11 protein-coding genes are annotated in these 12,423 nt (G+C 73.8%); 8 read left to right on the top strand and 3 right to left on the bottom strand.

Annotated features, from left to right (window positions below; translation table 11 throughout):
* The first annotated feature begins 206 nt into the window (after positions 1 to 206).
* The 5 genes from ACZ466_RS11720 to ACZ466_RS11700 are packed head-to-tail and all read left to right on the top strand — an operon-like array spanning position 207 to position 6,168.
* The gene (locus ACZ466_RS11720; protein ID WP_378279708.1) at positions 207 to 1,337 is read left to right on the top strand and encodes an ABC transporter substrate-binding protein; all 1,131 of its coding nucleotides are present in this window, start codon (positions 207 to 209) and stop codon (positions 1,335 to 1,337) included.
* A gap of 2 nt (positions 1,338 to 1,339) precedes the next feature.
* A complete protein-coding gene (locus tag ACZ466_RS11715; protein ID WP_378279706.1) occupies positions 1,340 to 2,296 on the top strand; it encodes an ABC transporter permease in 957 nt (318 codons plus the stop codon).
* Positions 2,293 to 3,180, top strand: a complete 888-nt coding sequence (locus ACZ466_RS11710) for an ABC transporter permease (protein ID WP_378279704.1) — start codon at positions 2,293 to 2,295, stop codon at positions 3,178 to 3,180. The genes ACZ466_RS11715 and ACZ466_RS11710 overlap by 4 nt, the downstream gene beginning before the upstream one ends.
* 22 nt (positions 3,181 to 3,202) lie before the next feature.
* Positions 3,203 to 4,909 carry a dipeptide ABC transporter ATP-binding protein gene (locus ACZ466_RS11705; protein WP_378279703.1) on the top strand — a complete coding sequence of 569 codons (1,707 nt, stop codon included), beginning with the start codon at positions 3,203 to 3,205 and terminating at the stop codon, positions 4,907 to 4,909.
* Entirely contained in the window at positions 4,906 to 6,168 is a 1,263-nt protein-coding gene (locus ACZ466_RS11700) for an acyl-CoA dehydrogenase family protein (protein WP_378279701.1), read from the top strand. Before ACZ466_RS11705 ends, ACZ466_RS11700 begins: the two co-directional genes overlap by 4 nt.
* Positions 6,169 to 6,217: 49 nt before the next feature.
* On the opposite strand, the gene ACZ466_RS11695 is transcribed toward ACZ466_RS11700, so the two are convergent.
* Positions 6,218 to 7,534, bottom strand: a complete 1,317-nt coding sequence (locus ACZ466_RS11695; RefSeq protein WP_378279699.1) for an NtaA/DmoA family FMN-dependent monooxygenase — start codon at positions 7,532 to 7,534, stop codon at positions 6,218 to 6,220.
* A gap of 65 nt (positions 7,535 to 7,599) precedes the next feature.
* Between ACZ466_RS11695 and ACZ466_RS11690 the strand changes: the two genes are divergently transcribed.
* Positions 7,600 to 8,631, top strand: a complete 1,032-nt coding sequence (locus ACZ466_RS11690; protein WP_378279697.1) for an LLM class flavin-dependent oxidoreductase — start codon at positions 7,600 to 7,602, stop codon at positions 8,629 to 8,631.
* 16 nt (positions 8,632 to 8,647) lie between these two features.
* Here ACZ466_RS11690 and ACZ466_RS11685 read toward each other — a convergent pair whose 3' ends face one another.
* A complete protein-coding gene (locus ACZ466_RS11685) occupies positions 8,648 to 9,607 on the bottom strand; it encodes a helix-turn-helix transcriptional regulator (protein ID WP_378279695.1) in 960 nt (319 codons plus the stop codon).
* Positions 9,608 to 9,797: 190 nt separating this feature from the next.
* Between ACZ466_RS11685 and ACZ466_RS11680 the strand changes: the two genes are divergently transcribed.
* A complete protein-coding gene (locus ACZ466_RS11680; RefSeq protein WP_378279693.1) occupies positions 9,798 to 10,235 on the top strand; it encodes a VOC family protein in 438 nt (145 codons plus the stop codon).
* Positions 10,236 to 10,259: 24 nt separating this feature from the next.
* On the opposite strand, the gene ACZ466_RS11675 is transcribed toward ACZ466_RS11680, so the two are convergent.
* On the bottom strand, positions 10,260 to 10,961 hold the full coding sequence (locus ACZ466_RS11675) for a DUF429 domain-containing protein (protein ID WP_378279691.1): 702 nt from the start codon (positions 10,959 to 10,961) through the stop codon (positions 10,260 to 10,262).
* 95 nt (positions 10,962 to 11,056) lie between these two features.
* Between ACZ466_RS11675 and ACZ466_RS11670 the strand changes: the two genes are divergently transcribed.
* Entirely contained in the window at positions 11,057 to 12,412 is a 1,356-nt protein-coding gene (locus ACZ466_RS11670) for a protein kinase domain-containing protein (protein ID WP_378279689.1), read from the top strand.
* Positions 12,413 to 12,423: the final 11 nt, after the last annotated feature.

Below are 12,423 nucleotides of genomic sequence, written 5' to 3'. Positions count from 1 at the left end.
CGGCGACACGCATCCTGTGCGTGGTCCGTTCCCGGGAGGCCGGTTCCCTGCGCGACCTGGCCAAGTGGGTCCGACCAGAGGCGACGGGGAGGCCCCAGACCATCACTCCGGTGGAAAGGGGGCCCCGCACGCTGACATCGAACCCGGCGTCCCAGATCGCGCTACTGAAAGTACAGGGGCCAACACAAACCGTCAAGCCGGATCGCTTGATCACCCGCACATTCACGCAACCCACCTCACCGGCGAACAGTTCGCACCCCTTCGTCGACTACCTCCGCCAGATCCCCAACAGCGGCAACGCGGCGTCCGGCTTCTTCAGCCCGGCCGCGCTGAAGAAGCACGGGCAGGACGGGCTCGCCGACCACCCGGTGGGGACCGGCCCGTTCAAATTCCAGGAGCGGGTGCGCGGCGACCACACCACGCTCGTGCGCAACCCGGACTACTGGGGTCCCCGCCCCCGCCTGGACAAGGTGATCTTCAAGCCGATCGGCGACGACCAGAGCCGCGTGTCCGCGCTGCGCAGCGGATCGGTCGACCTCATCAGCCGCGTCCCCCCGGACTCGGTGGCGACGCTGGAGAAGGCCGGCTTCGCGGTCCCGGAGAACAGGAACGTTCCACACGCCATCTACTACCAGTACAACTTCAAGAACCGGTTCCTCCAGGACAAGCGCGTGCGGCAGGCGATCATCCACGCCATCGACCGCAGGCAGCTGGCCGCGAAGATCTACAAGAACCACGCCCAGGCGTCGACCTCGGTCCTCAACCAGGGCAACGAGGCCCACGACCCGTCCGCCGTCGACTACCGGTTCGACCCCGCGGCGGCCAGGAAGCTCATCGCCGACGCCGGCTACCGGCCCGGCCAGATCACGTTCACCATCCTGAGCGACACCACCGGCCAGCCCACGGCCGAGTACATCCAGCAGGGCCTCAAGGCCGTCGGCATCGAGGCCAAGGTCGAGTCCTTCGAGTGGATCACCTACGGGACGCGCACCGCCAACCTCACCCCGGACGACGGCCTCTACCTGGGCGAGTGGGGCTACCTCGCGCCCAACTGGGTCCAGATCGCCTACAACCACAGCGTCGCCGACAAGGGCGGGGACAAGTACTCCGACACCAGCGCGGCCACGAGGAAGGCCATCGAAACGGCCGCGCACAACCCCGACCCGGCCAAGGCGAAGGAACTGTGGCAGGCGGCGGCGCAGACCTGGGCGAAGGACGCCACGTCCTTCCCGCTGCTGTCGTTCAACCGCTACTACGGCATCGCGCCGCGCGTCGGCGGGTTCGTCTGGCCGCGGCAGAACCACTACGACCTCACCAAGGTCTGGGTGGCGGACTGACGATGGCGCGGCACATCCTGTGGCGGCTGGTGAACGTCGTCCCGCTGCTCTTCGTGATCAGCCTGCTGGTGTTCTTCATCGCGCAGGCCGGCCCGGCCGACCCCATCAAGGGCGCGCTCAGCCAGAAGATGTCCCCGGCGCAGATCGAGGAGATCCGGAGCGCCTACGGGCTGGACCGGCCCGCCTGGGCGCAGTACCTCAGCTGGCTCCAGGACATGGTCACCAACGGCGGCGGCCTCTCGCTCAGCGTGCGCAGCCCCGTCTCGGAGATCGTGTTCCCGGCCTTCAAGAACACCCTCATCCTGGGGGCCGCCTCGACGCTGCTGTCGGTGCTCCTCGGCGTGCTGATCGGCTTCGCCTCCGGCATCCGGCACGGCCGGCTCACCGACCGGGCGGCGATGCTTTTCGTCCAGATCGGGAGCAACCTGCCGATCTACTGGTTCGGCCTGATCATCATCTGGATCACCGCCGTCCAGTGGAACCTGCTGCCCGCCGGAGGCATGCACGACCTGCGCGGCGACGGCGGCCCCGGCGACCTGCTGCTGCACCTGGTCGCCCCCGCGTTCGCGGCGTCGCTGGTGTCGATGCTCATCATCGCGCGGTTCGTCCGGGCGGCGGTCATCGAGAGCGAGCAGTCGGACTACATCCGCACCTACCGGTCCCAGGGGTTCGGCCGCGCCGCCATCCTCGGCAAGCACATCGGCCGCAACATCCTGCCGCCCATCGTCAACACCACCGGGCTCACGGTCGGCTCGGTGATCACCGGGGTGGTCTTCGTCGAGACGATCTTCTCCTGGCCCGGCATCGGCGGCGTCCTGCTCAACGCGATCGCCGGCTCGGACTACCCGGTGATCCAGTCCGGCATCCTGCTGGTCGCCGTGACGTTCGTGGTCGTCAACCTGGTCACCGACGTCCTGCTCGACCTGCTGAACCCGCGACTCCGGCACGGTGGCCCATGAGCACCTCCACCCCCGCCGCCGTGATCGCCGACGTCATCGGGCCGACCCCGCCGCGGCTGCGGCGGTCCGCGCTCGCGCGGCTCGTGCGCAACCGGGAGGCGGTGCTCGGGCTCACTGTCCTCGCCGTCGTCGTCGCCGTCTCGGTGCTGGCCCCCTGGCTGGCGCCGCACGACCCGAACGCCGGCGACGCGGGGAACGTCCTGGCGCCGACCGGATCGCCCGGCCACCCGCTCGGGACCGACGAGCAGGGCCGGGACGTGCTGAGCCGCGTCCTGCACGGCGGCCGCGGCGCGCTGGTCGTGGCCGTCGGGTCGGTGGCCGTCGCCCTGGTCGCCGGCACCGCGATCGGGCTCTTCGCCGCGTTCGCGGGACGGCGCACCTCCGGCCTGCTGATGCGGGCCGTCGACCTGATGTTCGCGTTCCCGGTGATCCTGGTGGCGCTCTCGCTCGCCGCGATCATCCGGCCGGGACCGTGGGTGCTGGTCGGCACCGTGATCTTCGCCGCGGTGCCGTACATCACCCGCATCGTGTTCGCCGAGGCCAAGGTCGAGCGCGAGAAGGACTACGTGGAGGCCGCCCGCTCCCTGGGCGCGTCGGAGGCGTCCATCCTGTGGACCGAGGTGCTGCCCAACCTGGTCTCCTCCGTCGTGATCTACGGGACGAGCCTGGTCGGCGTCAACATCGTCTTCACCGCCAGCCTGAGCGCGCTCGGGCTGGGCGTCCAGCCGCCCGACCCGGACTGGGGCCGCATGATCTCCGAGGGCGCCAAGGTCCTCGTGAACGGCAGCCCCGGCGTCGCCACCTTCCCCGCCGTCGCCATCCTGCTGGTCTCGCTGGCCTTCAACTGGCTCGGCGACGGGCTGCGCGACGTCCTCGACCCGTGACGATCCCCGAAGGCCATCAGCTATGAAACCCGTACTCACCGTGCAGGGCCTCGGCGTCGACTTCGCGCTGCCGGGCGCCGTGGTCAACGCGGTCCGCGGCGTCGACCTGGAGATCCGGCCCGGCGAGGTGCTCGCCCTCGTCGGCGAGTCCGGGTCGGGGAAGAGCGTCACGGCCGCCGCCGTCCTCGGCCTGCTGCCGCGCACCGCGCGCGTCACGTCCGGGAGCATCCGGTTCCACGGCACCGAACTGGTCGGCCTCCCCGAGCGGCGGCTCAACCTCCACCGCGGCTCCGGCATCGGAATGATCTTCCAGAACCCGGTGACCTCGCTCGACCCGTCGTTCACCATCGGCACCCAGCTCGGCGACACGGCCCGCCTCCATCTCGACCTCTCGCGGAGCGCGGCGGCCGGCGTCGCGCGGACGTGGCTGGAGCGCGTCGGGATCCACGATCCGGACCGCGTGCTGCGCTCGTACCCGCACGAGCTGAGCGGCGGCATGCGGCAGCGCGTCATGATCGCGCTCGCCGCGCTGTCGGGCCCCGACCTGCTCATCGCCGACGAGCCGACGACCGCGCTCGACGCCACCGTCCAGAAGCAGATCCTGGACCTGCTGCTCGGCCTGTCCGCCGAGACCCGGACGGCGGTCCTGCTGATCACCCACGACTTCGGCGTGGTCGCGCACACCAGCACGCGGGTCGCGGTGATGCGCGAGGGCGCGGTCGTCGAGACGGGGGAGACCGGGCAGGTGCTGAGCGCGCCGTCGCACCCGTACACGCGCACGCTGATCGACTCGGTCCCCGAGATCGGACGGCGCCGCGCCGAGGGGGAGCGGCGGCTGCTGGGCGGCGCGGCCTCCGTGCCGCGCGTCCACGCGACACCGCGCCCGGACGGGCCGAAGACGGCGAAGGGGGAGCCGATCCTCGAACTCCGGGACGTGTCCAAGGAGTTCGTGATCGGCGGCCTCGGCACTGGGCGCCACAAGGCCACGGTCCGCGCCGTCGGCGGGGTGTCCCTGAGCGTCCGGCGGGGCGAGACGTTCGGCCTCATCGGCGAGTCCGGCTCGGGCAAGTCCACTCTCGCCCGGCTCGCCGGGGCCCTGCTGCCGCTGACCGGCGGGTCGGTCTCCTTCGACGGCGCCGACGTCGCCGCCGCCGACGCCGGGGGCCGCCGCGACCTGCGGCGCCGCTTCCAGTACGTGTTCCAGGACGCGGCCACCGCGCTCAACCCGCGCGTCAAGGTGGGCGACCAGATCGCCCGGCCGCTGGTGCGGCTGGGCAAGGCCGCGAACCGGAAGGAGGCCGCCGCGCTGACGGGCCGGGCGTTGGAACTGGTCGGTCTCGACCCGTCCCACGCCGACCGCTACCCCCGCGAGTTCTCCGGCGGGCAGCGCCAGCGCGTGAGCATCGCGCGGGCCGTCGCCCTCGAACCGGACCTGCTGATCCTGGACGAGCCCACCTCCGCCCTCGACGTGTCCACCCAGGCGACCATCCTCAACCTGCTCCTCGACCTGAAGGACGAGCTCGACCTCACCTACCTGTTCATCGGCCACAACCTGGCGGTGATCGAGTTCGTCTGCGACCGGATCGGGGTCATGCGGCAGGGATCGCTGGTCGAGACGTTCCCGGCCGGCGAGCTGTTCGCTCCGGAACGGGACCCGGCCACCCGCGCCCTCCTCGACTCCGTCCTCCCGATCGGCGCCGCCGCCACCAGCACGAAAGGTTCACCATGACGACCACGGACACGACCGCCGCAGTCCCGGCGGCGCGGGCCTACCTGCGGCCGGCCACGGCCACCGACGCCGAGCTCACCGACCGGTTCCAGCCGGTGTTCGACCGGATCGCCGAGGGGAACGTGGCGCGGGAGCGGGACCGGATCCTTCCGCACGAGCAGGTCGGGTGGCTCAAGGAGGCGGGCCTGGGCGCCGTCCGGATCCCGGTCGAGTTCGGCGGGTCCGGCGCGTCGCTGGAGCAGACGTTCGCGCTGCTGGCCTCCCTCGCCGAGGCGGACGCCAACGTCGCCCACATCTGGCGGAACCACCTCGCCTTCGTCGAGGACCGGCTCAACGCCGCGCCGTCGGAGTCCAACGACAGGTGGCTGCGCCGCTTCCTGGACGGCGAGTTCGTCGGCGGCGGCTGGACGGAGGCCAATAACGGGACCTTCGCCGACCTCAAGACCACCGTCCGCGAGGACGGCGACCGGTGGCTGGTCTCCGGCGCCAAGTTCTACGCCACGGGCAGCCTGTACGCCGACTGGCTGGACGTCCTCGGGAAGGGCGACGGGGACGCGGTGCTGACCGCGCTCGTCCGCCGCGACGACCCCGGCGTGGAACTCGTCGACGACTGGAAGGGGTTCGGCCAGCGCACCACGGCGAGCGGCAGCGCCAACTACACCGACGTGCCCGCGGTGGCCGGCGACGTCTTCCCGGCCGGGGAGCGGTTCGTCTACCAGGGGCACTTCTACCAGACCGCGATGCTGTCGGTGCTGGCGGGCATCACGCGCGCCGTCCTGCGCGACGGGACGAGCGCGCTGCGGGCGCGCGGCCGCAACTACCCGCAGGCGCTGGACCCGGTGCCGTCCTCCGACGCCCAGTTGCTCCAGGTCATCGGCCAGGTGTCGGTGGACGCCTTCGCCGCCGGCGCCGCGCTGGCCCGGTCGTCGCGCACCCTCGACCTGGTCGCCGAGGCGCTCGGCACCGGCGACAAGGAGGCCCGGGAGCGCCGCGTCCTGGAGGCCGAGGTCGCCACCGCCCAGGCCCAGCTCGCGATCATCGACGCGGCGCTGCGGGCGACGACGACGGTCTTCGACGCGCTCGGCGCCTCCGGCGTCTCCGAGACCCTGCTGCTCGACCGGCACTGGCGCAACGCCCGGACCCTGGCCTCGCACAACCCGCGGGTCTACAAGGCGCGCATCCTGGGCGACTGGCTGGTCAACGGCACCGACCCGGTCCCGAACCTGGCGGCCGTCGGCCGCGGCGGCCAGGGCGACTGACCCGCGATGCGCGGGCACCCGCCCCGGCCCCGGTGTCCGGCGGACCGCGTCAGGCGGGCCGCGCGACCGCCGGCCCGGCCTCGCCGGGCGTCGGCGCCGCGGCCCTGAAGTGCTCGCGCAGCGTCCCGGTCTCGTACTCGTGACGGAACAGCCCCTTCGCCCGCAGCAGCGGCACGACCTCGTCGACGATCACCTCCAGGCCGTCGACGAGGCGGTCGGGCTGGAGGTTGAAGCCGTCGATCGCACCGGACCGGAACCAGTCCTCGATGTGGTCGGCCAGCTGCTCGGGCGTCCCGACGAACCCCGCGTGCCCGGACCCGGTGTAGCGGGTCTGCCGCAGGTACTCGCGGACGGTCGGCTTGGTGCGGCGGATCTGCTTGATGATCGACTCCCGGAACCCGATGCTCCCGGTGAAGGTCTGCCGGTCGATGGGGCCGGAGAGGACCTCCTCGGGGAAGGGCTCGTCCAGCGGCAGCGTCGAGGCGTCGAAGCCGATCGCCTGGGACAGCCACTGCGTGGAGTAGGCGGCCGGGCCGAGGTCGTGCAGTTCGTCGCTGCGGCGCCGGGCCTCCTCCTCGGTGCTGCCGAGGCTGAGCAGCAGGCCCGGCAGGATCCGGACGTCGTCGGGACTCCGGCCGGACTCCACCGCGTACCCCTTGACCTGCCGGTAGTGCTCGATCGCGCCCTCCTTGGTCAGCTCGGCGGCGAAGACGCCCTCGGCGAACCGCCCGGCGAGCCGCCGTCCCTTCGGGGAGCCGCCCGCCTGCAGCAGGACGGGCCGTCCCTGCGGCGACGGCGGCACCCGCAGCCGGCCGACCAGGTCGAAGAAGTCGCCGTGGTGGGCGACCGTCCGCCCGGTGCGAGCGGACTCCCACAGGGCGAGCACGAGCTCGACGAACTCCTCGGCGCGGTCGTAGCGGTCGTCGCGCGCGGGCACGTCCGGCAGCCCGAAGTTGGCGGCGGACGCCGCGCCCCGGGTGGTGACGATGTTCCAGCCGGCCCGGCCGCGGGAGAGCACGTCCAGGGACAGCAGCCGCTCGGCCAGCTCGAACGGGTCGTTGAACGTGGTGGACGCGGTGACGACCAGGCCGACGTGCTCGGTCGCGGTCGCGACGTGGGCCCAGTTGACCGTGGGCTCCAGCCGGCCGGCGTTGGCGTCGTGGGACGGGTCGCCCAGCGCGGGCCCGTCGGCGAGGAAGATCGCGTCGAGCGTGCCGCGTTCGGCGAGGCGCCCGATGGTGCTCCAGTACCCGGGGTCGACGAACGCGTCGTCCGGCAGCCGCGGCGACTGCCACGCTGCGGGCAGGTAGCCGAGGACCAGGACGTTGACGCCGAGCAGGACATGGCCGGTTCGCGGTGGGGACACGGGCTTCCCTTTCCCTCATAAACTCCACTAAGTCTATCGATAATATCGAGAATTGGAGAGATCCCATGTCAGAGGACTTCGGCGCGCGGATCCACCTCGCCCTGGCGCTGTCCGGCGACCAGGCGCTGACCGTGCTCGCGGACGACGCCCTCCTCGCGCGGCTCGACCGGGCGCCCCTGGCGTTCACCGTCGTCGGCGCCGACCGCCTCGCCGCCCGGGAGGCGGACGGGGAGGCGGACGGCGCGCGCACGATCGACCCGAGCACGGCGACGGCGGTGCTGGCGGGCCGGACGGTCGGCGCGGCCTTTCTCGCCGCCGCGTCGCCGGCGCGCGACCACCCGTACAACCTCGCGCGCCGGATCGCGTCCGCCGGGCACCTCTCGCGCGGGCGCACCGGGCTGGCGGCCGGTTCCGCCGACCCGTTCGTCGCCGACGGCGCCGGCCGGTCGCACGGCGGCGGCCCCGTGCTCACCGCGCGGCCGGGGGCCGCGGCGACGCGGGACCTGGTGCTCGCCGTGCAGAAGCTCGAACAGACCTGGCCGTACGACGCGATCGTCGCCGACCGGGAGCGGCGGATCTTCGCGCGCGGGGACCGCATCCGCCGCGCCGGCCACGACGGCGTCTTCCCGACCGCGGGCCCGCTCACGCTGCCGTCGACGCCCGAGGGCTCGTCCCCGGTCGCGTGGTGGGCGAGCGCCCCGGACGAGCTGGAGGCCGCCGCCGAGGTGGCCGACGTCGTGATCGTCCCGGAGGGGGACGACTGGGCGGCGGGCGCGCGGGCGGCGCTCGACGCGGCCCCGCGCCGCCACTTCACCGACCCGGCGCAGCGCCCGCTGCTGTTCACGGTGATCGACGTCGCGCCCGGCACGGCGGCCGGCGAGCTCCGCACCCGGATCGACGCGGCGGGCGCGGCCGACGGCATCGTGCTGCGCCCGGCGGGCGCGGACCCGGGCGAGGCCATCGGCCTGGCCACCGACCTGGGCGGCGGCGACCGTCCCGACGTCCTGTCACTGCGGGCGCGGCTGGGGCTGCCCCGGACGGCCGACCTCCTGCCGGAGGGCCCCGGAGTGTTCCCCGAACCCGCCCCCCAGACCTGACGCCGCGCCGGGCGGGTCAGCCGGTCCCGGCCAGCGCCGCGAGGCGGCGGGCGAGCAGGGCGGCGGTCTCCCGCAGTTCCGGAGGCTCCAGCACCTCCGCCTCGAAGCCCAGCCGGGTCACGTGCACCGCGAGCCAGTCCAGGTCGAAGCCGCCGAGGACGAGCACGCACCAGCCGTCGCGATCGTCCTCGACCCGCCCCACCTGGGGCGGGACCAGCTCCCGCACCCGGTCGGCCGGGGCGCGCAGCCGCACGCGGGCCAGATGCCGGTACGGCGCCTCGGCCACGGACCGCTGCACGTAGGCGACCGGGTCGGGGTGCTCCCTGGGCCGGAAGCGCCAGGTCGTCGCCGCCGCCTCGCGCATCCGGTCCAGCCGGAAGGTGCGCCAGCCGTCGCGGTCGACGTCCCAGGCCATCAGGTACCAGCGGCGGCCGGTGGCGACCATCCGCACCGGCTCCACCGCGCGCTCGCGCTCCGCGCCGTCGCGGCCCGCGTACCGGAACCGCACCCGCACCGCGTCGCGGCAGGCCCGCGCCAGCGTCACCAGCAGTTCCGGGTCGATCTCCACCCCCGGGCCGACCAGGGTGTCGGTGGCGCCGTGCACCGCCCGCACCTCGGCGCGCAGCCGGGGCGGCATCACCTGGTCGAGCTTGGCGAGCGCCCGCAGCGCCGCCTCGCCCGCCCCCGCGACCGTGCCGCCCGACGCCATCCGCAGCGACACCGCGGTCGCGGTCGCCTCCTCGTCGTCCAGGAGCAGCGGCGGCAGCCGGGTGCCCGCGCCGAGCCGGTAGCCGCCGCCGACGCCCGCCGTCGCGTGCACGGGGTAGCCGAGGGCGCGCAGCCGCTCCACGTCGCGGCGCACCGAGCGGTCGGTGACGCCCAGCTCGGCGGCCAGCTCGGCGGCGGTCCAGGACGGCCGGCGCTGCAGCAGCGCCAGCAGCCGCAGCACCCGCTCGGTGGTCGCCTCGACGGTCACGGGCCCATCGTTCCACAGGTCAACGGAACATCGCGGAACGATCCTGTCCGCTATTGGCGGCAGGCTGGGCCCATGCCCGACCAGGTGCTTCACATCGACCGCGAGCTGATCCACCATGTGGCCGGGGTCCGCCTGCTCCGGGACCTCCACCCGCACACCCACCGACCCGACCGCCGGGAGGCGAGCTGACATGGCCCGCGACGTCCAGATCACCTTCGACTGCGCCGACCCCGCCGGGCTGGCCGCGTTCTGGGCCGAGGCCCTCGGCTACCGGGTGCAGGACCCGCCCCGGGGCTTCGAGTCGTGGGAGCAGGCCCTGGAGGCGATGGGGGTGCCGCCCGAGAACCGCAACGACGCCTCGGCGGTGGTCGACCCTGAGGGCACCGGGCCGCGGCTGTTCTTCCAGAAGGTGCCCGAGGGCAAGCAGGCCAAGAACCGCGTCCACCTCGACGTGCGGGCCGCCCCCGGGCTGGAGGGCGACACGCGGATGGCGGCCCTGGAGACGGAGGCCGAGCGGCTCGCGACGCACGGCGCCGTCCGGATCCGGCGCCACGAGCCCGCGCCCCCGCTCGGCGCCGGCCACATCGTGATGACCGACCCCGAGGGCAACGAGTTCTGCCTCGACTGACCGGCCGGCCGGCGGGCGCGGGTCTCAGACCCAGATGGCGCAGGGCAGGCCGTCGGAGAACACCTCGGGCGGATCGGGCATGCACTCGGCGTCGCCGCGCGCGATGCGGCGGGCGGTCCACGCGGCGGCCGCGGCGTCCAGCACGTCGTCCACCCCGGCGGCGGCCCCGGGCCCGCCGAGGTCGGCGGGTAGCGTGATGCCGTGCGCGGCGAGCAGCGCCATCCGCTGGTGCGCGCCCGCCCATGACTTCTTGCCGGCGACGGGAGGGCGGCCGGAGAGCTCGGCCATCCTGGCGAAGCTCACTTCCGGATGCGCCTCGGCCACGCGGAGCCGGGTCTCGCGGACCCACGCGTCGACCTGCAGGATGCCGGTCCTGAGCGCGTAGGCCTGGGCGGAGATGCCGGTGCCGTTGATCTCGCGGCTCCTGGCGTTCGCGGACGCGAGGTCGGGGGCCGCGAGGGCCTGCCTGACCGGGGTCATGAAGACCGACTGCCACCGGGGCCGGGCCGCTTCGCGGGCGCGCAGGTCGGCCTGCCGCCGGCCGGTGTCGGGCAGGCCGATCGGGATGTCGATCGCGACCACGTCGAGCGGCGCGCGCCCGGCGGCCGCGGCGACCAGGTCACCGATCGCACGGGCGTGATGGGCGGCCGGCGCGCCCCCGCCGAGCACGATGCCGAGCCAGCCGTTCCTGCACGCGTCCACGCCCAGCACGCGAACGTCGTCCATTCCCCCATCGTGTCAAGGAAAGGGCGCGACCGGTCCCGGCCGATCTTGGCAGGATGGTCCGGGGCGAACGACGACCGACCGGGGGAAGAGGCACGATGACGGCGACCGTCACGCTGGTCGTGGTGTCCGGCGCGCTGCGCGGGGAGGAGTTCGCGTTCGGCGAGCGGGACACGTGCGTCATGGGGCGCGCGGCGGACTGCTCGCCGCGGCTGCCCAACGACCGGGAGCACCGCACGATCTCCCGGCACCACTGCCTGCTCGACATCAACCCGCCGGACGTCCGCGTCCGCGACTTCGGCAGCCGCAACGGCACCTTCGTCAACGGCGTCAAGATCGGGCAGCGGGCGGAGGGGCTGACTCCCGAGGAAGGCGCCGGCGGCCACTACCCCGAGCACGACCTGCGCGACGGCGACGAGATCGAGCTCGGCGACACCGTCATGCGCGTCCGGATCGACGTCCCCGAGCCCGCGCCGGGCGAACCGCCCCGGAGGCGCGAGACGCTCGAACTGGACGAGCCGCGCGGGGCGCGCGGCGCGGGATGCGCCGTGTGCGGGCGTTCCACCGCGGAGCGCCTGTGCGGAGCCTGCCGGGACGATCCCGGCATCGTCGTCCGCCACCTGCTGGACGAGGCCGGCGACGACCCCGAGCTCGCCGCGCTCGACGGCTGCACCCTGGTCGGCGAACTGGGCCGGGGCGGCATGGGCGCCGTCTTCCGCGCCCGCGACCCGCAGGGCGCCGACCTGGCCCTCAAGGTGATGCTGCCCCGGGTCGCCGCCAGTGCCGCCGCGCGCCGGCGGTTCCTCCGCGAGGTCGAGCTGACCGGGAGCCTGCGCCACCCCAACATCGCCCGCCTGCACGCCTACGGCAGCGCGGACGACATCTTCTTCTTCACCATGGAGTACTGCGCGGACGGCAGCATCGACCGGTTCGGGGCGGGGGCCCTTCCCTTGGACGACGCGGTCGGCCACATCCTGCAGGCGCTGGACGGCCTCGACCACGCGCACCGGCAGGGCGTCGTCCACCGCGACCTCAGCCCGCAGAACATCCTGCTGCACGGCGGGGTCGCCAAGCTGTGCGACTTCGGCCTGGCCAAGGCGTTCGACCAGGCCGGTCTGAGCGGCCTCACCCGGACGGGCAGCGCGGCGGGCAAGCCGCGGTTCATGCCGCGCCAGCAGGTCGTCAACTTCAAGAACGCGGGGCCCGATGTCGACGTGTGGTCGATGGCCGCCAGCCTCTACTGGCTGCTCACGGGCTACACCCCGCGCGACTTCTCGGTCCTGAAGGACCCGTGGCAGATCGTCCTGCAGGACCCGGCGGTGCCCGTCCGCGACCGGGCGCCCGGCGTCCCGAAGGCCCTCGCCGAGGTGGTCGACCACGCCCTTCGGGAACGCCCCGCCATCGGCTTCTCCACCGCCGCCGACTTCCGCGAGGCTCTCGGCAAGGCCCTCTGACCCGCGACGGT

The organism is Actinomadura rugatobispora (genome assembly GCF_055379765.1).
The sequence above is the reverse complement of the archived record's forward strand: the minus strand, read 5'-3'. Positions and strand labels throughout refer to the sequence as shown.

What these genes read in the sequence shown, in the direction of transcription:
- ACZ466_RS11705 (WP_378279703.1), top strand. Translation starts at nt 3,203, where the DNA reads ATGAAACCCGTACTCACCGTGCAGGGCCTCGGCGTCGACTTCGCGCTG.
- ACZ466_RS11700 (WP_378279701.1), top strand. Translation starts at nt 4,906, where the DNA reads ATGACGACCACGGACACGACCGCCGCAGTCCCGGCGGCGCGGGCCTAC.
- ACZ466_RS11680 (WP_378279693.1), top strand. Translation starts at nt 9,798, where the DNA reads ATGGCCCGCGACGTCCAGATCACCTTCGACTGCGCCGACCCCGCCGGG.
- ACZ466_RS11690 (WP_378279697.1), top strand. Translation starts at nt 7,600, where the DNA reads ATGTCAGAGGACTTCGGCGCGCGGATCCACCTCGCCCTGGCGCTGTCC.
- ACZ466_RS11715 (WP_378279706.1), top strand. Translation starts at nt 1,340, where the DNA reads ATGGCGCGGCACATCCTGTGGCGGCTGGTGAACGTCGTCCCGCTGCTC.
- ACZ466_RS11670 (WP_378279689.1), top strand. Translation starts at nt 11,057, where the DNA reads ATGACGGCGACCGTCACGCTGGTCGTGGTGTCCGGCGCGCTGCGCGGG.
- ACZ466_RS11710 (WP_378279704.1), top strand. Translation starts at nt 2,293, where the DNA reads ATGAGCACCTCCACCCCCGCCGCCGTGATCGCCGACGTCATCGGGCCG.
- ACZ466_RS11675 (WP_378279691.1), bottom strand. Translation starts at nt 10,961, where the DNA reads ATGGACGACGTTCGCGTGCTGGGCGTGGACGCGTGCAGGAACGGCTGG.